Source organism: Micromonospora sp. NPDC051227 (assembly GCF_044455385.1).
Taxonomy (GTDB): Bacteria; Actinomycetota; Actinomycetes; order Mycobacteriales; family Micromonosporaceae; genus Micromonospora.
This window is the reverse complement of sequence record NZ_JBITET010000002.1, coordinates 652,191-676,505: the sequence shown is the minus strand read 5'-3', so window position 1 is coordinate 676,505 and position 24,315 is coordinate 652,191. Positions and strand designations below refer to the sequence as shown.

Sequence of the window (24,315 nt, the reverse complement as noted above, 5' to 3'; positions counted from 1 at the left end):
TCCTCGACGCGGGTGGAGGAAGGTGCGGGCATGACTGGCGACTTCAGCGATTTCAAGGTGGCGGATCTGTCGTTGGCGGCCTTCGGGCGTAAGGAGATCGAGCTGGCCGAGCATGAGATGCCGGGTCTGATGTCGATCCGGAGGGAGTTCGCCTCGCGGCAGCCGTTGAAGGGTGCGCGGATCACCGGCTCGCTGCACATGACCATTCAGACGGCTGTGTTGATCGAGACGCTGGTGGCGCTCGGCGCGCAGGTCCGGTGGGCGTCCTGCAACATCTTCTCGACCCAGGATCACGCGGCGGCAGCGGTCGTGGTCGGCCGGACCGGCACCCCGGACGCCCCGGCGGGGGTGCCGGTCTACGCCTGGAAGGGCGAGTCCCTCGACGAGTACTGGTGGTGCACCCAGCAGGTGCTGCTCTGGCCGGATGGGCAGGGCCCGAACATGATCCTCGACGACGGTGGTGACGCCACGCTGCTGGTGCACAAGGGCGCCGAGTTCGAGGCGATCGGGGCGGTGCCGTCGCCGGAGAGCGCCGACTCCGAGGAGTACGAGGTCATCCTCGGTGTGTTGACCCGGTCGCTGCGGGAGGACAACCGCCGCTGGACGCGGGTCGCTGCCGGGATCAAGGGGGTGACCGAGGAGACCACGACCGGTGTGCACCGGCTGTACGAGATGCAGCAGGCGGGCAACCTGCTGTTCCCGGCGATCAACGTGAACGACTCGGTGACCAAGAGCAAGTTCGACAACAAGTACGGCTGCCGGCACTCGTTGATCGACGGGATCAACCGGGCCACCGATGTGCTGATCGGCGGGAAGGTCGCCGTCGTGTTCGGCTACGGCGACGTCGGCAAGGGCTGCGCCGAGAGTCTGCGTGGCCAGGGTGCGCGGGTCATCGTGACCGAGGTGGACCCGATCTGCGCCCTCCAGGCGGCGATGGACGGCTACCAGGTCGCGACCATCGACGACGTTGTCGAGACCGCGGACATCTTCGTGACCGCCACGGGCTGCTTCAGCGTGATCACCAACGAGCACATGGCGCGGATGAAACACCAGGCGATCGTGGGGAACATCGGCCACTTCGACAATGAGATCGACATGGCCGGTCTCGCGAAACGCGGGGACGTCGAGCGGATCACCGTGAAGCCGCAGGTGGATGAGTGGCGGTTCGCGGACGGCCACTCGATCATCGTGCTGTCCGAGGGTCGGCTGTTGAACCTCGGCAACGCCACCGGGCATCCGAGCTTCGTGATGTCGAACAGCTTCGCCAACCAGACCATCGCGCAGATCGAGCTGTTCACCAGCACCGACCAGTACCCGATCGGTGTCCACACCCTCCCCAAGCACCTGGACGAGAAGGTGGCCCGACTCCACCTCTCGGCGCTGGGTGTCCGCCTCACCGAACTCACCAAGGAACAAGCCAACTATCTCGGCGTCCCGGTCGAAGGGCCCTACAAGCCCGACCACTACCGCTACTGAGAGGGCCCGTCCGCATGATCGCCGTATCCGGCTCGATCGCGACCGACCATCTGATGCGTTTTCCGGGGCGGTTCGCCGAGCAACTCATCGCCGGCAGCCTCGACACCGTCTCGCTCTCGTTCCTCGTCGACGACCTTGTCGTCCGGCGCGGCGGAGTCGCGGCCAACATCGCCTTCGGGCTCGCTCAACTCGGGCACCGGCCGGTGCTGCTCGGCGCGGTCGGCGGTGACTTCGGCGACTACCGCAGCTGGCTGGAGCGGCACGGGGTCGACTGCTCAGAGGTGCAGGTCAGCTCCATCGCACACACCGCCCGGTTCATCTGCACCACCGACACCGACCTCTGCCAGATCGCGTCGTTCTATCCCGGCGCGATGGGCGAGCCCGACCGGATCAGCCTCGACGGTGTCGCCGCGCGGGCCGGCGGGCTCGGGCTCGTCATCGTCGCCGCGGAGAACCCGGACACGATGCTCGCCCGCGCCGCCGCCTGCCGCCGGCTGGGCCTGCCCTTCGCCGCCGACCCGTCACAGCAGCTGGCCCGGATGCCGTCGTCCGACATCGAGGCGATGATCAACGGCGCTCGCTACCTGTTGACCAACGAGTACGAGGCGGCGCTGCTGGAGTCGAAGACCGGGCTGAGCGAAGACGACATCCTGCGCCGCGTGGGCGTGCGGGTAGTGACCCTGGGCGCCAACGGGGTACGCGTCACCGGGCGGGAGGGTGACGTCCTGGTCCCGGCGGCGCGGGTGGGCCGCATCGTCGACCCGACCGGCGTCGGCGACGGCTTCCGGGCCGGCTTCTTCGCCGCGCTCGCCGCCGACCTGCCCATCGAGCGCGCGGCACAGGTGGGCTGCGTGCTGGCGGCGCACGTGCTGGAGGTTGAGGGCCCGCAGGAATACACGGTCGACGCCGACGCGTTCGAGCGCCGCATTGCCGACTCCTACGGCCCGGACGTCGCGGTCGACGTGCGGGCGCTGGGGCTCGCTCGGGTCTGATCGGGCCAGTCGGAGGGCGAACCGCTGCCCCTGCGGCGGCCCGTCCCCGGACGGTCTTCAGACGATTTACGACGACCAGCAAAGCCCGATCTTGACACTGTGATACCAGATGACTACCCTACGGGCCGATCTGCACAACGGGGGTGTCATCGTGGCGGTGCCGATCGACTTCATGGTGCTCGGGCCGCTGGAGGTTCGCGCTGGCGACCGACGCGTTGAGCTGGGCGGCGAGCGGCAGAGAAGGCTGCTGGCCGGTCTGCTTCTCCGCCACGGCCAGCTGGTGTCCGCCGCAGACCTGATCGCCATCGCCTGGAGCGGGGACCCGCCCGCGACAGCTCGCAACCAGATCCACAGCGGAATTTGGCAGCTGCGTCGCACACTTGACCGCTACGGTGCGGCGCACCTGCTGGGTGGTGAGCGCGCCAACTACCGGCTTCGGGTCGACGCGTGTCAGCTGGACCTCGCCCGATTCAAGGACGCCGTGTCCGAGGGGCGGCGCCTCATAGCGCTTGATGACAAGCGCAAGGCTGCGGTCGTGCTGCGTCAGGCGGTGTCGATGTGGCGGGGCCCTGCGCTCGCGGATCTGAACGGCATCGTGCTGGAGCGCGAGGCGGCCGTGTTGGAGGAGATGCGCATCGCGGTTCTCGAAGAGTGCCTGGAGTGCGAGCTGACCTTCGGCGGCGGGGCCGCCGTGGTCGCCGAACTGACTGACCTGGTGGCGAAACATCCGCTGCGCGAGCGGCTCGCGGCCATGTTGATGACCGGCCTCTACCAGTCCGGGCGGCAGGCGGAGGCGATCGAGGCGTACCAGCGCGTCGCTTCCACGCTCGCCGACGAACTGGGCGTCGACCCGGGTGACGAGCTGCGTAAGAGGTATGAGGCGATTCTTCGGCAAGACCGAGCCCTCGACCCGTCGGCGCGTCCCGAGGGCGTCGCCCTTGCCTCCGGCACCGGTGCGACACCTGTTCGCCCGGCTCAACTTCCTGTTCAAGGCGCCCTGTTCGTCGGCCGTTCCGCCAGTCTGGCCGAGTTGGATGCGGCTCTGGCGACCGGTCCCACTGACCAGCCGCACCCGACGGTCCTGTCCATCGTGGGCCATGCCGGTGTCGGCAAGACCGCGCTGGCCGTCCGTTGGGCACATCGGGTCCGCGACCGTTTCCCGGACGGGCAGCTCTTCGTGAACCTGGACGGGTTCGGCCCGGACGGGACGGCGGCCCTCAAGCCCACCGACGTCCTACGAGACTTCCTGGAAGCGTTACACGTTCCGCCAGACCGGATACCTCCCGGGCTCAACGCCCAGGTGGGCCTCTACCGCAGCGTCCTGGCCGACCGGCGGGTGCTGGTCGTACTGGACAACGCCCGCGATGCGGCACAGGTGCGCCCGCTGCTCCCGGGCAACCCGTCCTGCCTGGTCGTGGTCACCAGCCGAAACCGGCTCACCGGACTCGTCGTGAACGAAGGGGCTCAACCCGTCTCGCTCGGCATGCTGACCGAGGTGGAAGCGCACGAGTTGCTCACCCGTCGACTCGGCGTCGCCCGGGTCGTGCAGGACGCGGAAGCCGTCGACCAGATCATCCGCCGGTGCGCAGGACTACCCTTGGCGCTGGCGATCGTCGCGGCGCGTGCGGCCACCGACGCCCAGCTCCCGATCGAAGTCCTCGCCGGTCGCCTCGGGAGCGGCGAGGATCTGGACGTCCTTGCCGGAGACGATCCGCAGTCCGACCTCCGGACAGTTCTCTCCGGCTCCTACCGCGCTCTCAGCCCCGAACACGCCCGCCTGTTTCGCCTGCTCGGCCTGCACCACGGCCTGGAGATGGCCGTCTCGACCTGCGCCAGCCTGGCCGGCCTGCCGCTGGACCAGACCAGCCGACTGCTGGCCGACCTGGTAGCCGTGCACATGGTCGAGCGGCGTTCGGCCGACAGGTACGCGCTCCACGATCTCCTGCGCGCATACGCGCGCGAACTCGTCAGTGGTCACGAGACCGAGCGCGATCTGCGCGCCGCGCGGCATCGGATGCTCGACCACTATCTGCACACCGCCCATGTCGCCGATCGCCTGATCTATCCGCACCGGCGTGACTCGATAGACCTCGCGGCGCCGCAGCCCGGCGTGACCACCGAGATCCTCACCGACAGCGACGCGGCGTTCGCCTGGTACACGCGCGAACGGCGGGCACTCGTCACGGCCGTCGACATGGCAGCCTCGAACGGATTCGACTCGCACGCCTGGCAACTTGGCTGGACACTGACCACCTTCCTCAACCGATGCGGATGGTGGCACGAGTGGGCTGCGGTCGAGGCCACCGGTCTCGTCGCCGCGCAGCGGCTGAAGGACCGTAGGGCCGAGGCCCGCTGTCATCGCGGCCTCGCCAACGCCCACACCCGCCTGGGGCACTACGAACGTGCCCGCCAGCACCACAGGTCTGCCTTGCACCTGTACGTCGAGATCAGGGACCGGACCGGGCAGGCGCAGGTCCACAGCAATCTGTCCTGGTTGGCCGAGCGCCAGGGGAGCTACCGTGAAGCGCTGGCGCACGCCCAACAAATGCTGCACCTCCATCAGCATGCGGGTCCCGAATCTGGCGAGGCAAGCGCACTCAACGCCGTCGGGTGGTACCACAGTCTGCTGGGGGACCACACCCGCGCTCTTGACTACTGCGGACGCGCCGTCGCTCTCGTGCAGCGCCTGGGTGACCTCCACGGTGAGGCGTACGTGTGGGACAGCCTGGCGCATGTTCACCACCAACGAGGCGACCACGCGCAAGCCCTCTCCTGCGGACGGCGCGCGGTCAACCTGGCTGCGGAGGTCGGTGAAGCCACTCTGCAGGCGAGCGCGCTGGCCCGCCTCGGCGACACCTACGAGGCCGCCGGTGACCTGGCCGCCGCGTGGAAGGTGTGGCATCAAGCCTTGGATGTCTATAACGGGCGCGACGAGGTGCAGGCGGCAGCCATTCGAGAGAAGCTGAAAATCAGCATCTACGGTTCCTGACTCCCCGCCAGTGGTGACACCCAGATGCGGTCGTCCAAACAGTGACATCCTACCCATTGACACGTGTTCACGTCTTGGCAGCGGTGCCCGCCTCCGCTAACGTCCATGGGAACGCTCCCATGGACTTAGATACATCTATGTGATCTGGAGGCAACACGTCGTGGCTATCCTCTCCTCGCTCCGCCGCAGATCGGCGGCCATCAGCGTGGCGGCCGTCGCGGGCGCCACCGCCGTCGGCGTCTGCCTCGCCGTCAGCAGCGCCTCCGCCGGCACGCTGTCCGGGTCGCTCTACCGTGACCCGAGCTCGGCAGTCGTCCGCTGGGTCGCCGCCAACCCCGGCGACTCGCGTACCGCCGTCATCCGCGACAAGATCGCGAGTCAGCCGCAGGCGCGCTGGTTCGCCAACTTCAACCCCTCGACAGTGCAGTCCGAGGTCTCCGGGTTCATCGGCGCCGCCAACGCGGCGCAGCAGATCCCGGTGCTGGCGGTCTACGAGATCACCAACCGGGACTGCGGTGGGGCCAGCGCCGGTGGGGCGCCGGACCTCAACCAGTACCAGACGTGGGTGTCCAACTTCGCCAGGGGACTGGGCAACCAGACCGTCATCATCATCCTGGAAACCGACTCGCTCGCTCTGCTGACCTGCCTGAGCAGCGCCGAGATCAACGCGCGCAACCAGGCGATCTCGACGGCCACCCGGACCATCAAGTCGGGCAACCCCAACGCCAAGGTGTACCTCGACGGCGGCCACTCCACCTGGAACAGCGCTGGTGAGACGGCCAACCGGCTCCGGGCGGCAGGTGTGCAGTACGCCGACGGCTTCTTCACCAACGTGTCGAACTACAACTCCACCTCCAACGAGGCGAACTTCGGTCGGGCGGTCATCTCCGCCCTCAACGGCATGGGGATCTCGGGCAAGCGCCAGGTCATCGACACCAGCCGTAACGGGGGTGCCAGCGGGGACTGGTGCGGCGACGACAACACCGACCGGCGCATCGGGCAGTACCCGACGACCAACACGGGTGACGGCAACATCGACGCGTACCTGTGGGTGAAGCCGCCGGGGGAGGCGGACGGCTGCCGCTTCACTGCCGGTTCGTTCCAGCCCGACCTGGCCTTCAGTCTGGCCAACGGCGCGCCCAACCCGCCCACCACCACCCCGCCGACGACGCCGCCGCCGACGACCACTCCCCCGACCACTACCCCGCCGACGACCACACCGCCGACCACCCCTCCGAACAGCTCGCCGCCGGCCGGTGACGGCTGCTACGCGTCGATTGCGGTCAACCAGTGGGCTGGCGGCTTCACAGCGAGCGTGACGGTCACCGCCGGCAAGTCGGACATCAACGGCTGGACCGTTACCGTCGCGCTGCCCAACGGCGCGGTCACCAGCGCTTGGAACGCGCAGGTCAGCGGCACCAGCGGAACCGTAGGGTTCACCAACGTGAGCTACAACGGACGGGTCGTAGGCCGACAGTCGACCAACTTCGGCTTCCAGGGCACCGGCACCGGCCCGGGCGTGTTGGCCGACTGCGTGACCAGCTGACCTCAGCCGATGCGGCGGCCCGGCGCGAAGGACCACTCTCCGCGCCGGGCCGCCCTTTGTCACCCCAGCTCGCGCTCGCGCCCCCGTAGCTCAGGGGACGCCGCGCCAGCTATGTCGGCACGCTGGTGGCCGGTGGCTTCTCGGCATCGCGGCTGCGGGTCTGTCGCACCGACAAACTGCTGTGGTCAGGCTTGTGGTTCCTCCCTCTCCGGCGGGACATCTCGTGGCCGGTGAGCAACGCGATCGCCACGGCCGTCAGCAGGCCACCGAACAACGGGATGACGCGCACCCCGGCCGTCGCCAGCAGACCCGCGCCGATCAACGAGCCGGCCGCGAGGCCCAAGTTGAACGCGACGCTGAGGCTGGCCGATGCCATGTCGGTTGTCGACGGGGCAACCTGCATGACGCGGTGCTGAATCCCCGCGATCAGCGAGCTGAACGACATCCCCGCCACGGCGAGCAATGGGATGGTCAATGCCTTGCTCGTGCCTATCCCGTAGAGGCCGAGCATCGCGGCGGTAAGGAGCCCGAGGAGCACCAGCACGGCACCGAGCGGAAACCGGTCCAGGACCCGGCCGACCGCCCAGGTGCCGGCGACGCCGAACGAGCCTTGAACGAAGAGCAGCAGACCGAGAGACGCTGCGGCGAACCCGCTGACGTCGAGGAGGAAGACGGTCATGTAGGTGAACGCCCCCATGGCGCCGGTGACCGCGAGGACGGTGGCGAGGAGGAGCACGACGAAGCGGGGCCGGTCCGGCATCGGCCCGATGTCGCCCGCACTCTGTTGCGGTGTGACGCTCGGCAGGAGCAGGGCGACAGCGACGCAGGCGACGAAGCCGAAGACGGCCATCGCGACGAAGGCGGCCCGCCACCCGGCCTGCCCGCCCAGCCAGGTACTCAGCGGCACGCCGAGGACCGGGCCGAGGGCGTTACCGATCGACAGCCGAGCCACGATGCGGCCTCGGATGTTCGCGGGGAACATCGAGATCGCCACCGGGAACACCACCGCCCAGAAGACACCGTTTGTGGTGGCGGACACCAGCCGCGCGGCGAGCAACACCTCGTAGGAGGTGGCGAAGGCCGACACCGCCGTAACCGCGGCGAACACACCGAGGGCGCCGGCGAGCAGCGGGCGTCGGGGCACACGTCGAGTGACCCGGGTCAGCGGTAGCGCCACAACCATGACCACCACGGCGTACCCGGTCACCAGCAGACCGGCCTCGGACCTGGAGCGTCCCAGGTCTGGCGCGATCAGCGTGAGCAACCCGATCGGAAGCACTTCGGTGGTGACGTAACAGAAGGTGGCGGCGGACAACGCGGCGAGGGCATAGACCGCGCGTCGTTCATGCACCATTGGCTACCTCCCAGATCCTGGACGTCGGTCGATGATCCCGGCTAACTCGATTTTGACGGTAGCATAGACGATTGGGCATTCCTCGTTGTCCCGCTGCCAATCGCTATCGTTGCGCCGATGTGTCGTGCCAGGCGGGTCGCCCCGACTCCCGAACTGGGCGAGGTGTAACCCTCGTGGAGGATTTAGGTGGTAGCCTTGCCGGTATGCCACTCGACGTGTGCCAGTTACCGTTGGTCGGCGGCCACCCGGCGCTCAATCTGGCCAACACGCTGGAGCGAGGGGGCGAGTCGCCGCACGACTTCCTGTCCGACAGTTCCGCTCTGCTGCGCTGGTCGGCCCGGGTGGGCGTGGTCAGCGACGCGGAGGCCGACCAGGTGGGCCGGGCGTGGCGCGACGAGCCCGCGGCGGCGCACGCGGGACTGGCCGCCGTGCGGGACATTCGTGAAGGGCTGTATCTCGTGATGCTCGCGGCGATCACCGCCGCGGACGGTGAGCCGGTGGGTGACCCCATCGCCGCCGGTGCCGCGCTGGTCGCTCTCCATCAGCGCTGGTCCGGCGCGGCCGTCCGAGCGAGATTCGTGCTCGACTCGTCGCAGGTGCGACTGGTCTACGGCACGGTACCGGCCATGCTGGTGCCCGACCGGATCGCGGAGGCCGCCCTCGACGTCATGCTGACGGCCGACCTGACCCGGGTGCGCCGCTGCCCGGTGCTCGAAGGCGGCTGTGGCTGGCTGTTCCTCGATCAGAGCCGCAACGGTTCCCGCCGCTGGTGTCGCATGGCCGACTGCGGCAACGCGGTGAAGGCGCGACGGCTCACCGAGCGTCGCCGTGCCGCCCGGCCCGCCAACTCGTAGCAGTTCGCCGTTGGCGTACCGGTGGTGGCTCTCCGGCGAGTGCCAACCCGGGTCGATCGGTGCCAACCCGGGTCGATCGGTGCCGACCCGGGTCGATCGGTGCCGACCCGGGTCGATCGGTGCCGACGCGGGACACTGCAGCCGACTGTGAGTCGCCGGCCGGGCTCGCTGCTCAAGGTGGAGCCCTGGGCTGGGGAAACAGGGGTCCGGGTGAGGTGGGTGAACGTGGGCACTCCCTGCCATCCCAGGTGAACCCCAGGTCGCTAGACTAGGCCCTCGCGCCCCCGTAGCTCAGGGGATAGAGCATCGGTTTCCTAAACCGTGTGTCGCAGGTTCGAATCCTGCCGGGGGCACCTCGAAGATCAGCCAAGTCGGCCCTCTGGGCAGGAGCTTGATCGCGCGCACGACGATTGAGTCGGTGCGCCCCCATGGCACCCGATGCGGCGCGGCGCTCGCGGCCGTCAGACGTTGATCAGAGCGTCGGCAGCTGTTCGGCTCGGGTGACCACCTGGTCGATGAGGCCGTACTCCCGGGCCTGCTCGGCGGTGAACCAACGGTCCCGGTCCCAGTCCCGCTGGATCTCGTCGAGGGTTCGTCCACTGTGCTGGGCGATCAGCTCCTGCATCGTCCGCTTCACGTGCAGCATGTTCTCCGCCTGGATGGTGATGTCGGCGGCGGTTCCGCCCATCCCGCCGGACGGCTGGTGCATCATGATCCGCGAGTGCGGCAGCGCGTACCGTTTGCCGGCCGTACCCGCGCAGAGCAGGAACTGCCCCATCGAGCCGGCGAACCCGAGCGCCAGCGTCGCCACGTCGTTGCGGACGTAGCGCATCGTGTCGTAGACCGCCATTCCCGCGCTCACCGAACCGCCCGGCGAGTTGATGTAGAGGTAGATGTCCCGGTCGTCGTCCTCGGCGGCGAGCAGCAGGATCTGCGCGCAGATCTGGTTGGCCGACTCCTCCGTCACCTCGGTGCCGAGGAAGACGATCCGCTCCCGCAGCAGCCGCTCGAACACCTGGTCACCGAAGGACGGCTGCCCGCCCTCCAGCATCCGCACGTCGTACCCGATCATGTGCCGCCGCCTTCCGCCGTGCCGGCGGGCGGTGGGGACCACCCGGGGGACCGGCCCCTTCAGCGTGCGGGCGACGACGGTGGCTGGCCCAGTGATTCTGCCGCCGGCAGATTTGCCGACGGCAGAACCCACGCGGCCTACGCGACGGCTACCCGCCGCAGGCCCAGCCGGGTCTGTGTGCAGTCAGCCAGGGCGGCGGTACGCGGACCGGGGCGCGAGCCACCAGCGGAGGCTTTTCCGCCGACGCTGAGGATCGGCTCGCTCGCCACCGGCCCGCGGTGCAGGACGAACCCGCCGACACGTGGACCCACCAGCAGGGTGGCGTTGCCGATCTCCCGCCGAGTCGCATCGACCCGCTCCAGGTGGGTAAGCGCGGCGCGCGGCGCGGCCGGGAGGCGCGGCTCGACCCGGCGCATGTCGTCGCGGGCCTCGCCGAGCAGGTCGGCGAGGCTGATGCCGAGCGCTCGGCAGATCGCCGCCAGCACCTCCGACGAGGCCTCCTTCCGGCCCCGCTCGACCTCCGAGAGGTAGGGCACGGAGACGTCGGCCGACGCGGCCACCTCGCGCAGCGTGCGGCCCTGACGCTGGCGGTGGCGGCGGAGCACTCCGCCGATGACTCGTCGCAGCAACGACATGCCGGCCTCACTTTCGCGGTCGCCGTCGGGAACACCCTCATCATGCCCGTCCTCGGCCGTCCGGACCGACCCGTCCGGGCCCGCGCCGCTCCGACGGCGCGGGCCCAGGGCTCTCACCGGTTGTCCGCCGCGACCCGGGCGTGCGGTCGCCGGTGTACCCGCTATGTTGTGGGCGTGCAGGCGACGGCGGGGGAGCAGGTTCGACGGTGATCCATTTTCCCGCGCAGCGCCGGGGCCCACTGAGCGCGCTGAGCCTTCGGCTCGCCGCCGCCCTGGGCCTGGTCTTCGCCGTGGTCGCCGCGGTCTACCTGGGCCGGGACGGCTACCGCGATGTCAACGAGGACGGCCTCACCCTCCTCGACTGCTTTTACTACGCGGTCGTGTCGCTCTCGACCACCGGATACGGGGACATCACCCCGGCCGCGCCGTCGGCCCGGCTGGTCAACGTCCTCTTCATCACCCCGGCCCGAGTGATCTTCCTGATCATCCTGGTCGGCACCACCCTGGAAGTTCTGACCGAGCAGTACCGGACCGGCCGTCGCCTGTCGCGGTGGAGGAGAGCCGTGAAGGACCACGTCATCATCTGCGGCTACGGCACCAAAGGGCGCAGCGCTGTCTCCGCCCTGATGGAGAACGGTCTGGACCGTTCGCGGATCGTGGTGGTGGAGCGCAGCGCCGCCGCCCTGCGGCAGGCCACCTCCGCCGGGCTGGTGGCGATCGAGGGCTCGGCGACCCGTTCGTCGGTGCTGAACGAGGCGCACGTCAAGAGCGCCAAGGCCGTGATCATCGCGACCGACAGTGACGACGCGTCGGTGCTGGTCGCGCTGACGGTACGGCAGCTGACCGCCGGACAGGTCCGCATCATCGCGGCGGCGCGGGAGGCGGAGAACGCCCCGCTGCTCAAGCAGAGTGGCGCGCACCATGTGATCGTCTCCTCGGCCACGGCGGGCCGGCTGCTCGGCCTGTCCACCTCGGCGCCGCCGCTGATCGACGTGGTGGAGGACCTGCTCACTCCCGGCCAGGGCATGGCGCTGGCGATGCGTTCCGCTGAGCGGGACGAAGTGGGTCGCTCGCCGCGCGAGCTGGAGTCGTTGGTGATCGCCCTGGTGCGGCGAGGCAAGGTGGTCACCCTGGCCGATCGGGCCGGCGCAGTGATCGAAACCGGCGACATGCTGGTGCACGTACGCGACGACCGACCCCAGTCGGCCACCACTGCCTGATCGTCGCACCGCGATCGGCCGGTGTGACCGCTGGCATGACGTCGCCGCTGTCGCCGCTGTCGCCGCTGTCGCCGCTGTCGCCGCTGTCGCCGCTGTCGCCGCTGTGGCGAGGCGGCGTCAGCAGGCGTCGTCAGCGACGCAGATCGCCTCGGTGCAGCTGACCGCCGTGCCGGTGGAGGCCCGGCTGAGCAGTTTGTAGAGCGTCTCCCGCTCGGCGGGATCCAGTGCGCCCAGCACCTCGTCCTCGGCGCCGGCCAGGGCGCATTCGGCCTCACTGAGGCGTTTTGCCCCATCTTCGGTGAGTTCGACGACGTGTCGACGGCGATCCTCGGGCGAGCGCCGACGCTCGATCAGCTGCTTCGCCTCCAGGTCGTTGAGCAGCCCGACGATGTTGGTGCTGTCCATCTCCAGGATGGTGGCGAGCGCTTGTTGCCCGGTGCCGCCGCCGGCGCGCAGCACGGTGAGCGCGACCAGATGCCGGGGGCGTAGCCCCAGCGGCGCCAGCACCGACTCGGACCGCAGTCGCATCCGCCGGGCCAGATGGTCCAGGAGTGCGCCCGAGCGGTGCTCGGAGGAGTCGAGCGGCTGCGCGGACATGTGACCCAGTCTACCGACTCAGCGGAACATCGGCCTGCTATAAATAGTTGGTGCCTCACGAACGATCCCTGAAGGAGGAATGATGCATCTGCTGCATATCGATTCGAGCATCCGCGGTGACTGGTCGGTCAGCCGGCGACTCACCTCCCGCGCGGTCGACGCATGGCGTGCGGCCCACCCGGACGGCACCGTGGCCTACCGGGACCTGGGTGCCGAACCGCTGCCGCACCTGGACTCGGAGGGTGGGCTGGCGCGAATGACCCCTCCGGATCAGCACACGCCGGCCCAGCGTGAGTCCTGGCAGCTCAGCGAGCGGCTCGTCGACGAGGTGAAGCAGGCCGACGTGGTGCTGCTCGGCCTGCCGCTCTACAACTTCGGCGCGCCCAGCAGCGTCAAGTCCTGGGTCGACCACCTGATCGTTCCCGGGCTGGCGTACGACCCGACGACGCAGGAGGGCCTGCTCGGTGGGCGTGAGTTCGTGGTGCTGGCCACCCGGGGCGGCGGCTACGGCGAGGGCACCCCTCGCTACGGCTGGGACCACGCCGAGCCGTGGCTCCCGCACGGCCTGTCGATGACCGGCATGCAGCCGCGCTTCATCAGCGCCGAGCTGACCCTGGCGCCGTCGGTGCCGGCGATGGCCGAGCTGATCCCGCTGCACGAGGCGAGTCTCGCGGCGGCCGAGAAGGAGATCGACAACCTCTGGACGCCGGCCACCGCCCAGCGCTGAGGCAGCGCCGGTACTGACGAGAGCGGCCGCCCCCGGTCGGGGACGGCCGCTCTCGTCGGTACGGACGGGTCAGATGATCGTCCAGGTGTCGCCGCTGCCCAGCAGGCCGGCGAGCTGCTGCTCGGGGGTCTCGGTGACCTTCGCCTTGGCGGCCGCGAGCTGCGCCTGCACCACGCTGTCGTAGGACGGCCGGTCCACCGAGCGGAACACCCCGATCGGAGTGTTGCGCAGGTCCAGACCAGGCAGCCGGGACAGCGCGAAGGCGTACGCCGGGTCGGTCACCGTCGCGTCGTGCACGACGATCTCCTCCGGGCGGACCGAGCTGGTGTCCCGGACCTCCAGGCCGAAGCCGCCCGGCGGGTGCACCACGCAGAACTGCCCGTCGGCCCCGAAGGTGATCGGCTGGCCGTGCTCCAGGCGGATCAGGTGGTCGTCCCGCGTGGACGGGTCCTTGAGCTGCTCGAACGCCCCATCGTTGAAGATGTTGCAGTTCTGGTAGATCTCCACGAACGCCGAACCCTCATGCTCGGCGGCGGCCCGCAGCACCGACTGGAGGTGCTTGCGGTCCGAGTCGATGGTGCGGCCCACGAAGCTGGCCTCCGCGCCGAGGGCGAGCGAGAGCGGGTTGAACGGGGCGTCCGCCGAGCCGGCCGGTGTCGACTTGGTGACCTTGCCGACCTCGGACGTCGGAGAATACTGGCCCTTGGTCAGACCGTAGATCCGGTTGTTGAACAGCAGGATCTTGAGGTTGACGTTGCGCCGCAGCGCGTGGATCAGGTGGTTGCCACCGATGGAGAGCGCGTCGCCGTCGCCGGTGACCACCCAGACCGACAGGTCCGGCCGGGACACCGACAGGCCGGTCGCGATCGCCGGGGCCCGACCGTGGATCGAGTGCATCCCGTACGTGTTCATGTAGTACGGGAAGCGGGACGAGCAGCCGATCCCGGAGACGAAGACGGTGCGCTCCCGGGGGATGTTCAGCTCCGGCATGAACTGCTGGATGGCTGCCAGGATCGCGTAGTCGCCGCAGCCGGGGCACCAGCGCACCTCCTGGTCGGACTTGAAGTCCTTCGCGGTGAGCTTGACGGCGACGGGCTCAGACATTCTTCAGCACCTCTTCCAGCGTCGTCTCCAGCTCGGCGGCCGTGAACGGCAGACCGCGGACCTGGTTGTAGCTGATCGCGTCGACCAGGTAGCGAGCCCGGATGACGTGGGCCAGCTGGCCCAGGTTCATCTCCGGGATGACCACCTTGTCGTACGAGCGGAGCACCTCACCGAGGTTGGCCGGCATCGGTGCCAGGTGCCGCAGGTGCGCCTGGGCGATGGAGAGGCCACGTTGGCGGACCCCGCGGCACGCCGCGCCGATCGGCCCGTACGTCGAGCCCCAGCCGAGGACCAGCACCCGGGCGTCGCCGTCCGGGTCCTCCACCTCGATGTCCGGCACCGGGATCGTCTCGATCCGGGCCGCCCGGGTGCGCACCATGAAGTCGTGGTTCGCCGGGTCGTACGAGATGTCACCGGTCTTGTCGGCCTTCTCCAGCCCGCCGATGCGGTGCTCCAGCCCCGCGGTGCCGGGGATCGCCCACGGCCGGGCCAGGGTCTCCGGGTCGCGCAGGTACGGCAGGAAGGTCGTGCCGTCCTCGCCGTTGGGCTTGGTGGCGAACTCGACCCGTAGGTCGGGCAGCGACTCCACGTCCGGTAGCAGCCACGGCTCGGAGCCGTTGGCGACGTAGTTGTCGGACAGCAGGATCACCGGGGTGCGGTAGGTGAGCGCGATCCGGGCCGCCTCCAGCGCCGCGAAGAAGCAGTCCGACGGTGACCGGGGCGCGATCACCGCGACCGGCGCCTCACCGTGCCGACCGTAGAGCGCCATGTTGAGGTCGGCCTGCTCGGTCTTGGTCGGCATGCCGGTCGACGGGCCGGCGCGCTGCACGTCCACGATCACCAGCGGCAGCTCCAGCGCCACCGCGAGCGAGATCGTCTCGCTCTTGAGCGCCACGCCGGGGCCGCTGGTGGTGGTCACGCCGAGCGACCCGCCGTAGGAGGCGCCCAGTGCGGCGCCGACGGCGGCGATCTCGTCCTCGGCCTGCACGGTGAGAACGCCGAAGCGCTTGTGCTTGCTCAGCTCGTGCAGGATGTCCGACGCGGGCGTGATCGGGTACGCGCCGAGGAAGACCGGCAGCCCGGAGCGGACCCCGGCGGCGACCAACCCCAGCGAGAGCGCCGCGTTGCCGGTGATGTTTCGGTACGTGCCCGGCTTCATCTTGGCCGGCTTGACCTCGTAGCGAACCGCGAAGTCCTCGGTGGTCTCGCCGAAGTTCCAGCCAGCCTTGAAAGCGGCGACGTTCGCGGCGACGAGCTCCGGACGGGCCGCGAACTTGCGCTCCAGGAAGCGCAGCGTCGACTCGTAGGGCCGGGAGTACATCCAGGAGAGCAGGCCGAGCGCGAACATGTTCTTCGACCGCTCGGCGTCCTTCTTGGACACCTGGTGGGCCGCGAGCGCGCCGACCGTCATCGAGGTCAGCGCCACGGGGTGCACGACGTAACCGGCCAGCGAGTCGTCGTCCAGCGGGCTGGTCTGGTAACCGACCTTGGCGAGGTTGCGCTTGGTGAACTCGTCGGTGTTGACGATGATGTCCGCGCCGCGCGGCAGATCGGCCAGGTTGGCCTTCAGCGCCGCCGGGTTCATCGCCACCAGCACGTTGGGCGCGTCGCCCGGCGTGAGGATGTCGTAGTCGGCGAAGTGCACCTGGAAGCTCGACACGCCGGGCAGGGTGCCGGCAGGAGCCCGGATCTCGGCGGGGAAGTTTGGCAGCGTGGAGATGTCGTTGCCGAGCTGCGCCGTCTCCGAGGTGAACCGGTCGCCGGTCAGCTGCATGCCGTCGCCCGAGTCACCGGCGAACCGGATGACCACGCGGTCGAGTTGACGGATCTGCTTGGTCACTGTGCCACCTTCGTTCGCGACTGCGGGGCTTGCCCGGCCACGGAACCTCCTTGACGCAACGCTTCACCGCACCGCCCCAGGCTGGTCCGGCCGCTGTCGTTCCTCACCTGAGAGCCTACGTCTAAGGGAGCCCTAACCATCCCCGGAGGTCCGCCGACTGGGACCCGAAGTGGTCGCGAAACGCCCACATTTGCGGTGTTACGCCCCGCCCGCCGTAATTCAGATCACCACCGGGTCGCGCCGACGACCCCGGCCGCGCGCTGCCGGGGTCGTCCGTCGATCAGTCGGCGGGGTTGGGCGCGGGCTCCGGCGGCGGGTCGCCGAGCCGGCGGCGCAGCGAGGTCGTGGCCAGCGTGAGAGCCAGCACCACCAGCAGCGTGGAGACCACGATCAGGATCACCGCGGTGCGCTGCACCGAGGTCAACCCGCCGTCTCCGGTCGCGGCACCGGCGGGCAGTACGCCCTGCGAGCCGGTCGGTGCGGGCGGGGAGACCACCGGCGTGGCCAGTGCGGCCGCCGCGGTGATCCGGAAGCTCATCTGCACCCGACGGGTCGGACCGCTGCGTGGATCGAGTTGACCGATCAGGGCCCCGGACAGCGGCGCTTCGCGCTGCGCCTGCGGCGTCGCCTCCACCGGCAGCTGCACCTCGGCGGTCGTGCCGGCCAGCACCAAACCGGCGTCGCAGCGGGTACGCGTCGGGTCGACCGCCACGCAGCCGATCGGTGGGGTCGGCACTGTCACCCCGGCCGGCAGGACGACCTCGACCCGGCCGGCGGCGTCCACCGCGCCGGTGTTGCCCAGCCGGAGCGTGAGGGTGCTGGGGCCGCCGCTGATGTCGAAGGTCACCTCGTCGGCGGCGAGCGTGATCCCGGGCACCGGCGGGCCCGCTGGGAAGAGCACAGCGAAGCCCTGGTCGTCGGTCGCCTCTCCGACCGCTCCCGGCGCGTCCGCAATGACCTGGACGGAGCCGCTGAGCGGCATCTGCTTCCACGCCGTGCCAGCGACCCGCAGCCGCAGCACGGTGCTGAACCGGACGCCCGCTCCGGCGGTCCAGGCCCCGCACCGGTACGTCCCACCACCGGCGGCGGCACAGCCCTTCGTGCCGGCATCGGTCAGCCCGGCGGGCAGTGTGTACGAGAGTCGGATCTGTTCCGTGGTGGTACCGGTGTTGTGCACCGTGACCTGGAGGGTGGCGGCCGTGCTCGGCGTGTTCCAGTACGCCTCGGTGAGGGTGACGTCGCCGGTGGTGACCTGCACGCCCAGCGGGCTCTGCGGCGGCGGCGCCGAACCCGGGGCGGGCGGGCGGACCGTCGGCGCTGGCGGTGTCGGCGGGGCGGGGGGCGCCGTCGGTGGCACCGGGGGAGCCGGGCTGGGCGGTCGGGTGGTGCCGCCCGGCGGGGGCGCGCTGGTGGTCGGCGCCGGCGGGACCTCCGGGGCGGTGGTCACCGGAGCCGGTGGCGTCGTCTCCGGTGGTGGCGCGCTGGTCTCCGGTGCCGGGTCGGTCGGCTCCGGTTCGCCGCCCGGGTCTTCGGTCGGGGTGGGCTCCTCCGTCGGTGTGGTCGGGGGGCCCTCGCCTCCCGGCTCGTTGACCGGCTCGGCCGAGGTCGCGACCGGGTCCGCGTCCGGTGCGGCCGCGTTGGCCCAGGCCGGTCCCACGGCGAGGGCCGTGAGCAGGCCGAGCGCGAGCGCGGTCGCCAGCAGGGGCGTGGAACGTCGCCCCTCCGCCCGGTTACCGGGCGATGCCTTCACGCGGGCCATCTGTCCTCCGGTGACATGGGTGGGTGTCCAATATTCGGTAACAGTTGCCCCTGTGCACTAGTCCCATCTGGAAACAAATCCGTAACGTGTTTGGGACGGCCCGTCCGGGCGGACGGTAGGCTGCCGACTGTGAACGGATACCTGGGCTCGTACGCGACGCTCGGGCTCCTGCTGCTCGCCAGCGTTCTCTTCTTTGTTACGGCGTTCTCGGCCAACCGGGCGTTACGCCCGGCGCGTCCGGCTGATCCGCCGGGCAAGCGGGCCAGCTACGAGTGCGGGCTCGACCCGGTCGGTGCCGACTGGGCGCAGATGCAGATCCGCTACTACGTGTACGCCTACCTGTACGTGCTGTTCGCGGTCGAGGCGGTGTTCCTCTTCCCCTGGGCGGTGGTCTTCGACCGGCCGGGCTTCGGTCTGGTGACGGTGGTGGAGATGGCGGTGTTCGTGGCCGTGCTCGCGCTCGGCATCCTCTACGCCTGGCGTAGAAACATCCTCCGCTGGACCTGAGCGCCACTGCCTCCGGCGATCGTGTCGGTCCGTCCGACCGTTCGCGGTCGGTTACGGCGACGACCGGTCAGGCGAGTCCCCGGCGGGTGGCCGTGGGCGGGCGGTCGCCTCGGATCGAGGCCACCATGTCCAGCACCCGGCGGGTCGGGCCGACCTGGTGGGCCCGGAAGACCCGGGCGCCCAACCAGGCCGAGACGGCCGTCGCGGCGAGCGTCCCCTCCAGCCGTTCGGCTACCGGCAGGCCCAACGACTCACCGATGAAGTCCTTGTTGGAGAGCGCCACCAGCACCGGCCAGCCGGTCGCGGTCAGCTCGTCCAGTCGGCGGGTGATCTCCAGCGAGTGCCGGGTGTTCTTGCCGAAGTCGTGCGCCGGGTCGATGAGGATGCCGTCGGGGCGTACCCCTGCCGCCACCGCGCGCTCGGCGAGCCCGGTCACCGTCGCGACCACGTCGGCGACCACGTCGGTGAAGGCGGCCCGGTGCGGCCTGGTCCGCGGCGTCAGCCCGCCGGCGTGCGAACAGACCAGGCCGGCGCCGGTACGCGCGGCCACCCGGACCAACGCCGGGTCGACGCCCGACCAGGTGTCGTTGAGGAGGTCGGCCCCGGCAGCCACGGCCTCCGTCGCCACCTCGGCCCGCCAGGTGTCGATGGAGATCACCACCTCCGGAAACGCGGCTCGAACGGCGGCGATGGTGTCCACCGTGCGCCGGATCTCCTCGGCCACGTCCACGTCCGCACCGGGGCCGGCCTTGACGCCGCCGATGTCGATGATGGCCGCGCCCTCGTCGACCGCCCGCTCCACAGCCCGCAGAGCGCTGTCGGCGGCGTAGGTGGCCCCGCGGTCGAAGAACGAGTCCGGCGTGCGGTTGATGATCGCCATCACCACCAGCTCGCCGGGGGCGAACGTGTGCCCACCCAGCCGAAGCGCCCCGGCCATGCCCGCCTCCTGGAAGTTCACGCCGTCGCCGCCGCGTCGGCCGGTCCCGACGCTAGTCTGTCGCCCGTCCACGATTCCGGGCGGGCGTCGGCACCGATCGCGATCGAGGCGGGTGGCGGGGTCGCTCCCGGCCGGCCGCCATGCCACGATCAGTACATGGGTCAGCTTCTGCTCCTCCTGGTCGTGGCGTTGACCGTCGCGGCGGTGATATTCGGCGTGACGGTGCTGGTCAGCGGGCGTGATCCCGGCTTGGTGCCGGCCGAGCCGGATTCGCAGGCCGTGGCATTGCCGGGCACCCGCCCACTGCGCGAATCCGACGTGGGGGCGGTCCGTTTCGACACCGGGTTGCGCGGGTACCGGATGGACCAGGTCGATCAGGCGTTGCGCCGTGCCGCCTACGACATCGGTTACAAGTCCGAGCTGATCGGCGTACTGGAGTCGGAGGTCATCGCCTTGCGTGAGGGGCGCACCGACGACGCGGACGTGCTGCGGCAGGCCCGCGAGCAGTCCGCCAGCGAGGTGACTACTGCGGCCGAGGCGAGCGAGCCGGGCGAGGCGGCGGAGCCGGGCGAGGATGCGCCGCTGACCGGCGAGGCGGGTTCCGCCCCGGTCGGCTCGACGACTGCCGGCCCGTTGCCCGCCGCCAGCTCGTCCCCGGCGGATTCCGATGGGGTGGCGCCTGCCGCCGCGCCCGCCGACGACGAGCCGGCCGATCATGAGCAGACCGACGGCACCGAGCAGCGCGACGCGGTGGTTCGGTCGGAGTCGGCGTGACCGAGCCGGAGGGCGCTGACGATCTTCGCGAGGCGGCCCGACCCGGTGCCGGTGAGGTGACCGCCACGGTGATCGTCGACGCCCCGGCGGAGCGGGTGTTCGCCGCGCTGCTCGCCTGGGAACGTCAGTCCGACTGGATTCCGTTCACCCGCGTCCGGGTGGTCGAGGGCGACGGGCGCGAGGGCAGCCGGATCGAGGCGGTGACCGCACTCGGCCGGGCGACGCTGCGCGACGAGATGCGGGTGGTCCGGGTCGACGAGCCGTACGAAATCGGCGTCGTGCACCACGGCCAGCTGCTGCGCGGCCCGGGGGTGCTGCGCTGCACCCAGCTGGACCGGGACCGCACCCAGGTCGTCTGGCACGAGTGGTTCCACCTGCCGGGCGGTCGGGCCGGTCGACTGGCGTGGCCGGTGCTCTGGCCCGGCTCCAAGCTCGGCCTCACCCAGGCGCTGAAGAGGTTCGCCCGTCTGGTCGAGCAGGGCCGGCTGCCCTGACCGGGGAGCCCGGTGCCGGCTGCCAGCCCGGTGCACGGAAGAGATGCCCGACCCGGTGCCGCCAGGTCACCGCGGCGCGCAGGTCCCGGGCGATCGAGGCGTACTCGTGGAAGGCCACCCGGACCGGGTTGTAGCTGCCGACGTTCTTGGTCAGGCCGTACACGCAACGTTCCCGTTCCGGCGCGAACGACTTGAAGAGCCGGTCCCAGACGATCAGGATCCCGCCAAAGTTGCGGTCCAGGTAGCTGCCCTGCGACGCGTGGTGCACCCGGTGGTGCGACGGGGTGTTGAACACCGCCTCGTACCAGCGCGGCATCTTCTCGATCCGCTCGGTGTGGATCCAGAACTGGTAGAGCAGGTTGACCGAGCCGCAGAACGCGACCACGGCCGGGTGGACGCCGGCCACGATCAGCGGGATGTAGAACACCCAACTGGTCAGGCCGGTCCACGGCTGGCGCAGGGCGGTGGAGAGGTTGAACCGCTGCGACGAGTGGTGCACCACGTGCGAGGCCCAGAGGATGCGGACCACGTGGTGGCCGCGGTGCGACCAGTAGTAGCAGAAGTCCTGCGCGAGCAGGATCAGCGGCCAGGTCCACCAGAGCTCGGCGACCCGCAGCGGGGTGAGCGCGTAGAGCAGCGCGTACGCGGCGGCGATCGGCACCTTCCAGAGCAGGTCGGCGAAGATGCTGCCCAGCCCCATCGTCAGGCTGGTCACGGTGTCGGCGCCGCCGTAGCCGACCTCGTCGTCGTCGCGGTGCAGCAGGTAGGAGACCCGCTCCAGCACGATGAGCAGCACGAAGGCCGGGATCGACCAGGCGATGACGTCCGGGAACTCCTTCACCGCGCGGCCTCCGTTCGCCGTCACCGGTCGGGGCGCACCGTCAGGTGACCTCGACCTACCGGTCGGTAACAAGCACCATAGGCAGCCGGACGGCCGGTGGCAATGGGATGTCGGAGCGATGCCCTAGCGTGTACGAGGTGAATGACCTGGTGATCGGCGCCGATGGGCTGGCTCGCTGCGCCTGGGGGTCGAGCACCCCCGACTACGCCATCTACCACGACACCGAGTGGGGGCGGCCGCTGCGCGGCGACGACGCGCTCTACGAGCGGATGACGCTGGAGGCGTTCCAGTCCGGGCTGTCCTGGCTGACCATCCTGCGCAAGCGTCCGGCGTTCCGACTGGCCTTCGACGACTTCCACATCCCGACCGTCGCCCGCTACGACGACGCCGACGTCACCCGGCTGCTCGCCGACGCCGGCATCGTCCGCAACCGGGCCAAGATCGAGGCGGCGATCGCCAACGCCCGCGCCGCACTGGAGCTGCCCGAGGGCCTGTCCGCGCTGCTCTGGTCCTTCGCGCCGGAGCCCCGGCCGACTCGCCCCGCCTCGTTCGCCGAGCTGGCACCGATCACCCCGGAGTCGACGGCGATGGCCAAGGCACTCAAGAAGCGCGGCTTCCGGTTCGTCGGCCCGACCACCGCGTACGCGCTGATGCAAGCCACCGGGATGGTCGACGATCACATCGTCGGCTGTCACGTCACCCTTCCAGCGGCGGCGTGATGAGATGGCAGGCATGACGACCGAGACCGCGCACCGGGCCGGTGCGGCCGGCAGCGCCGACGGGGTGGGCACCTGGGCGGTGCTGCTGCCCGCCGAACGGTACGAGGCCGAGCGGCTCGTGCACCACGACACGCTGGAGCTGACCGGGCTCACCGACGTCGCCCGGCCAGGGCTGGGCGACCAGGTCGCCGTGCTGGTCGACGCGCCGCCCCGGCTGGTGGCCCTCGGCCGGGTCACCGCGCCGGGTCGACGCCACCGCGAAGACCCGGACGACCCGCAGTCCCCGGTCGAGCCGGGCGCGCTCGTCGTCGCGTACACCCGGCGGGCCTTCGACGAGCCGGTGCCGGCCGACCTGCTGACGCTCGACGGGCCGGTCACCGCGGTGGAGCCGGCGGCCTTCCGGGCGCTGGCCGACCAGCTCGGCCCGCCCCCGGCGCGGCGCACCTGGCTGGTCAGCCTCGACCTGCCGATCGAGGCCGGCACGCCGGCCGAGGCGGTTCGGCTGTTCTGGTCCTACGTGCAGGAGCTGGGCCCGCGTGAGCTGCCCGCCTTCGTCTCGCCAGCCGGCGACGAGCTGGCCATGCAGGCGTTCGTGCTGGGCGAGCAGGCCAACCAGGACCCGGAAGAGGACGACTAGAAAAGCTTGTCCACCCGCCCCCGCCAGTCGGCGAGGACCGGGCCCGGGTCGGTGCCCAGCACCCGCTCCAGCAGCGTGGCGTAGACGTCCCGGAAGTCGGTGGTGTATTTCAGGTCGCCGTCGTCGAGGTCGGTGAGGCTCGGTGGTGCGCCGTGCCAGCCGCCCCGGACGCCCGCGCCGAGCAGCAGCACGTCCGAGGCGGTGCCGTGGTCGGTGCCGTCCGAGGCGTTGGCCCGCACCCGACGGCCGAACTCGGAGTAGACCGCCACCACCACCTTCCGGCCCGCCTCGGTGCGACTCATCCGGTCGGCGAACCCCGTCAACGCCCGGTCCAGCTGACCCAGCAGCACGGCCTGCAACTGCTTCTCGTCGGCGTGCGTGTCGAAGCCGCCCAGCGAAACCGAGAAGACCCGGGTGGACACTCCCGCCTCGACGCACTGCGCGACCAGGTCGAGCTGCGCGTCCAGTGGGGTGCGGGCCCCGCCGGTAGCCGTCGCGGGGGCCTGCTCGCCGTCCGGGTCCGCCGTGTCCGGGTCGGCGGAGTCGCGTACCTGGCGGATCATCTCGTCCACCGACCGCAGGTCGGCGAAGCAGGCTGCGGCGCGACCCCGGGCCGCCGACTCGCCCGCCTCGGCGGCGGCGAACGCGGTCAGTGTCGCTGCGGGCAGCCCTTTTGCGGCCTTCCGGTCGGTCACCGGCACGGCCGCACCGGCGCTCTCCGCCCCGGCCAGCAGCGGCGGCAGCGCCGGCTCGAAGGAGACCGCCAGTCGGGGGTCGCCGCCGGCGCGGTCCAGCCACCGCCCGAGCCAGCCGGTGTTGCCGGGCCGGTCCGGTTGCGCGGTGTGCCAGATGTCCATCGAACGGAAGTGGCTGCGGTCCGGCTTCGGGTAGCCGACTCCGCGCACGATCGCCAACCCACCTCCGGACCAGCGCTTGTGCAGGCCGGCCAGCGCCGGGTTGAGGCCGAAGTCGTCGTCCAACCGCCGCACCTCCCCGTCCGGGTACGCCAGCTCCGGCCGAGCCGCCCGGTAGGCCGGGTCGCCGTACGGAATGACCGTGTTGAGACCGTCATTGCCGCCGTAGAGGGTCACCAGCACCAGCGTGCGGGACTGCGGGTCCCGGTCCCCGCTGGTGTCCAGCAGGTCCCGCAGGCTGTACGCGCCGGCCCCGGCGGCCAACGCGCCCGCGCCGACCACCCCGCTGGTCAGTAGGAACCTGCGTCGGGTCACTGTGTCCATGTC

Annotated in this window: 22 protein-coding genes and 1 tRNA gene; 13 read left to right on the top strand and 10 right to left on the bottom strand. The window is 70.5% G+C overall.

The genetic code is table 11. The features are described from left to right. Positions 1–30 precede the first annotated feature (30 nt). The 4 genes from ahcY (at position 31) to ACIA47_RS07230 (ending at position 7,003) form a co-directional block, all read left to right on the top strand. The gene (gene ahcY / locus ACIA47_RS07245; RefSeq protein ID WP_396706175.1) at positions 31–1,476 is read left to right on the top strand and encodes an adenosylhomocysteinase; all 1,446 of its coding nucleotides are present in this window, start codon (positions 31–33) and stop codon (positions 1,474–1,476) included. A 14-nt stretch (positions 1,477–1,490) separates the two neighbouring features. Continuing rightward, the gene (locus tag ACIA47_RS07240; RefSeq protein ID WP_203121582.1) at positions 1,491–2,468 is read left to right on the top strand and encodes a carbohydrate kinase family protein; all 978 of its coding nucleotides are present in this window, start codon (positions 1,491–1,493) and stop codon (positions 2,466–2,468) included. 151 nt (positions 2,469–2,619) lie between these two features. Then, positions 2,620–5,457, top strand: a complete 2,838-nt coding sequence (locus ACIA47_RS07235; protein ID WP_396706173.1) for an AfsR/SARP family transcriptional regulator — start codon at positions 2,620–2,622, stop codon at positions 5,455–5,457. Between the two features lie 160 nt (positions 5,458–5,617). Continuing rightward, positions 5,618–7,003: a glycoside hydrolase family 6 protein gene (locus ACIA47_RS07230; RefSeq protein ID WP_396706171.1), complete on the top strand. Its 1,386-nt coding sequence runs from the start codon at positions 5,618–5,620 to the stop codon at positions 7,001–7,003. Positions 7,004–7,112: 109 nt separating this feature from the next. Here the strand turns inward: ACIA47_RS07230 and ACIA47_RS07225 are convergent, their stop codons facing one another. Then, positions 7,113–8,357, bottom strand: a complete 1,245-nt coding sequence (locus tag ACIA47_RS07225) for an MFS transporter (protein WP_396706169.1) — start codon at positions 8,355–8,357, stop codon at positions 7,113–7,115. 203 nt (positions 8,358–8,560) lie between these two features. Between ACIA47_RS07225 and ACIA47_RS07220 the strand changes: the two genes are divergently transcribed. Further along, positions 8,561–9,211, top strand: a complete 651-nt coding sequence (locus tag ACIA47_RS07220) for a CGNR zinc finger domain-containing protein (protein ID WP_396706166.1) — start codon at positions 8,561–8,563, stop codon at positions 9,209–9,211. Positions 9,212–9,491: 280 nt separating this feature from the next. After that, positions 9,492–9,564, top strand: a tRNA-Arg gene (locus tag ACIA47_RS07215). A gap of 119 nt (positions 9,565–9,683) precedes the next feature. Here ACIA47_RS07215 and ACIA47_RS07210 read toward each other — a convergent pair. Together ACIA47_RS07210 and ACIA47_RS07205 are read right to left on the bottom strand one after the other, a co-directional pair. Beyond that, entirely contained in the window at positions 9,684–10,283 is a 600-nt protein-coding gene (locus tag ACIA47_RS07210) for a ClpP family protease (protein ID WP_091394861.1), read from the bottom strand. 137 nt (positions 10,284–10,420) lie between these two features. After that, the gene (locus ACIA47_RS07205) at positions 10,421–10,918 is read right to left on the bottom strand and encodes a helix-turn-helix domain-containing protein (RefSeq protein ID WP_396706164.1); all 498 of its coding nucleotides are present in this window, start codon (positions 10,916–10,918) and stop codon (positions 10,421–10,423) included. A 206-nt stretch (positions 10,919–11,124) separates the two neighbouring features. Here ACIA47_RS07205 and ACIA47_RS07200 point away from each other — a divergent pair, with 206 nt between their 5' ends. Then, positions 11,125–12,138 (top strand): TrkA family potassium uptake protein, encoded by a 1,014-nt coding sequence (locus ACIA47_RS07200; RefSeq protein ID WP_030329269.1) that lies wholly within the window; start codon positions 11,125–11,127, stop codon positions 12,136–12,138. Between the two features lie 117 nt (positions 12,139–12,255). Here ACIA47_RS07200 and ACIA47_RS07195 read toward each other — a convergent pair whose 3' ends face one another. Further along, complete coding sequence (locus ACIA47_RS07195) at positions 12,256–12,735, bottom strand: MarR family winged helix-turn-helix transcriptional regulator (RefSeq protein WP_396706162.1); 480 nt, start codon at positions 12,733–12,735, stop codon at positions 12,256–12,258. An 82-nt stretch (positions 12,736–12,817) separates the two neighbouring features. Between ACIA47_RS07195 and ACIA47_RS07190 the strand changes: the two genes are divergently transcribed. Then, a complete protein-coding gene (locus tag ACIA47_RS07190; RefSeq protein WP_225855377.1) occupies positions 12,818–13,462 on the top strand; it encodes an FMN-dependent NADH-azoreductase in 645 nt (214 codons plus the stop codon). Between the two features lie 69 nt (positions 13,463–13,531). Here the strand turns inward: ACIA47_RS07190 and ACIA47_RS07185 are convergent, their stop codons facing one another. The 3 genes from ACIA47_RS07185 to ACIA47_RS07175 all read right to left on the bottom strand — a co-directional run bounded on the left by ACIA47_RS07185 (position 13,532) and on the right by ACIA47_RS07175 (position 18,165). After that, positions 13,532–14,566, bottom strand: a complete 1,035-nt coding sequence (locus tag ACIA47_RS07185) for a 2-oxoacid:ferredoxin oxidoreductase subunit beta (protein ID WP_396706160.1) — start codon at positions 14,564–14,566, stop codon at positions 13,532–13,534. Next, complete coding sequence (locus tag ACIA47_RS07180; protein ID WP_112581690.1) at positions 14,559–16,406, bottom strand: 2-oxoacid:acceptor oxidoreductase subunit alpha; 1,848 nt, start codon at positions 16,404–16,406, stop codon at positions 14,559–14,561. The genes ACIA47_RS07185 and ACIA47_RS07180 overlap by 8 nt, the downstream gene beginning before the upstream one ends. A gap of 280 nt (positions 16,407–16,686) precedes the next feature. Beyond that, complete coding sequence (locus ACIA47_RS07175; RefSeq protein WP_396706158.1) at positions 16,687–18,165, bottom strand: hypothetical protein; 1,479 nt, start codon at positions 18,163–18,165, stop codon at positions 16,687–16,689. 129 nt (positions 18,166–18,294) lie between these two features. Between ACIA47_RS07175 and ndhC the strand changes: the two genes are divergently transcribed. Next, on the top strand, positions 18,295–18,672 hold the full coding sequence (ndhC, locus tag ACIA47_RS07170) for an NADH-quinone oxidoreductase subunit A (protein ID WP_396706156.1): 378 nt from the start codon (positions 18,295–18,297) through the stop codon (positions 18,670–18,672). 67 nt (positions 18,673–18,739) lie between these two features. On the opposite strand, the gene folP is transcribed toward ndhC, so the two are convergent. Continuing rightward, positions 18,740–19,609 carry a dihydropteroate synthase gene (folP, locus tag ACIA47_RS07165; RefSeq protein WP_396706155.1) on the bottom strand — a complete coding sequence of 290 codons (870 nt, stop codon included), beginning with the start codon at positions 19,607–19,609 and terminating at the stop codon, positions 18,740–18,742. Between the two features lie 156 nt (positions 19,610–19,765). On the opposite strand from folP, the gene ACIA47_RS07160 reads away from it, so the two are divergent. After that, positions 19,766–20,383: a DivIVA domain-containing protein gene (locus tag ACIA47_RS07160; RefSeq protein ID WP_396706153.1), complete on the top strand. Its 618-nt coding sequence runs from the start codon at positions 19,766–19,768 to the stop codon at positions 20,381–20,383. After that, positions 20,380–20,877: an SRPBCC family protein gene (locus tag ACIA47_RS07155; protein ID WP_396706151.1), complete on the top strand. Its 498-nt coding sequence runs from the start codon at positions 20,380–20,382 to the stop codon at positions 20,875–20,877. The genes ACIA47_RS07160 and ACIA47_RS07155 overlap by 4 nt, the downstream gene beginning before the upstream one ends. Here the strand turns inward: ACIA47_RS07155 and ACIA47_RS07150 are convergent. Next, positions 20,822–21,742, bottom strand: coding sequence for a sterol desaturase family protein (locus ACIA47_RS07150; protein WP_396706149.1), 921 nt, complete (start codon positions 21,740–21,742; stop codon positions 20,822–20,824). The genes ACIA47_RS07155 and ACIA47_RS07150 overlap by 56 nt on opposite strands. Before the next feature lie 113 nt (positions 21,743–21,855). Between ACIA47_RS07150 and ACIA47_RS07145 the strand changes: the two genes are divergently transcribed. Then, on the top strand, positions 21,856–22,437 hold the full coding sequence (locus tag ACIA47_RS07145; RefSeq protein WP_203122876.1) for a DNA-3-methyladenine glycosylase I: 582 nt from the start codon (positions 21,856–21,858) through the stop codon (positions 22,435–22,437). Positions 22,438–22,450: 13 nt separating this feature from the next. Beyond that, positions 22,451–23,074 (top strand): hypothetical protein, encoded by a 624-nt coding sequence (locus ACIA47_RS07140; protein WP_396706147.1) that lies wholly within the window; start codon positions 22,451–22,453, stop codon positions 23,072–23,074. Here the strand turns inward: ACIA47_RS07140 and ACIA47_RS07135 are convergent. Continuing rightward, the gene (locus ACIA47_RS07135) at positions 23,071–24,312 is read right to left on the bottom strand and encodes a DUF1501 domain-containing protein (RefSeq protein WP_396706145.1); all 1,242 of its coding nucleotides are present in this window, start codon (positions 24,310–24,312) and stop codon (positions 23,071–23,073) included. The genes ACIA47_RS07140 and ACIA47_RS07135 overlap by 4 nt on opposite strands. Positions 24,313–24,315 lie beyond the last annotated feature (3 nt).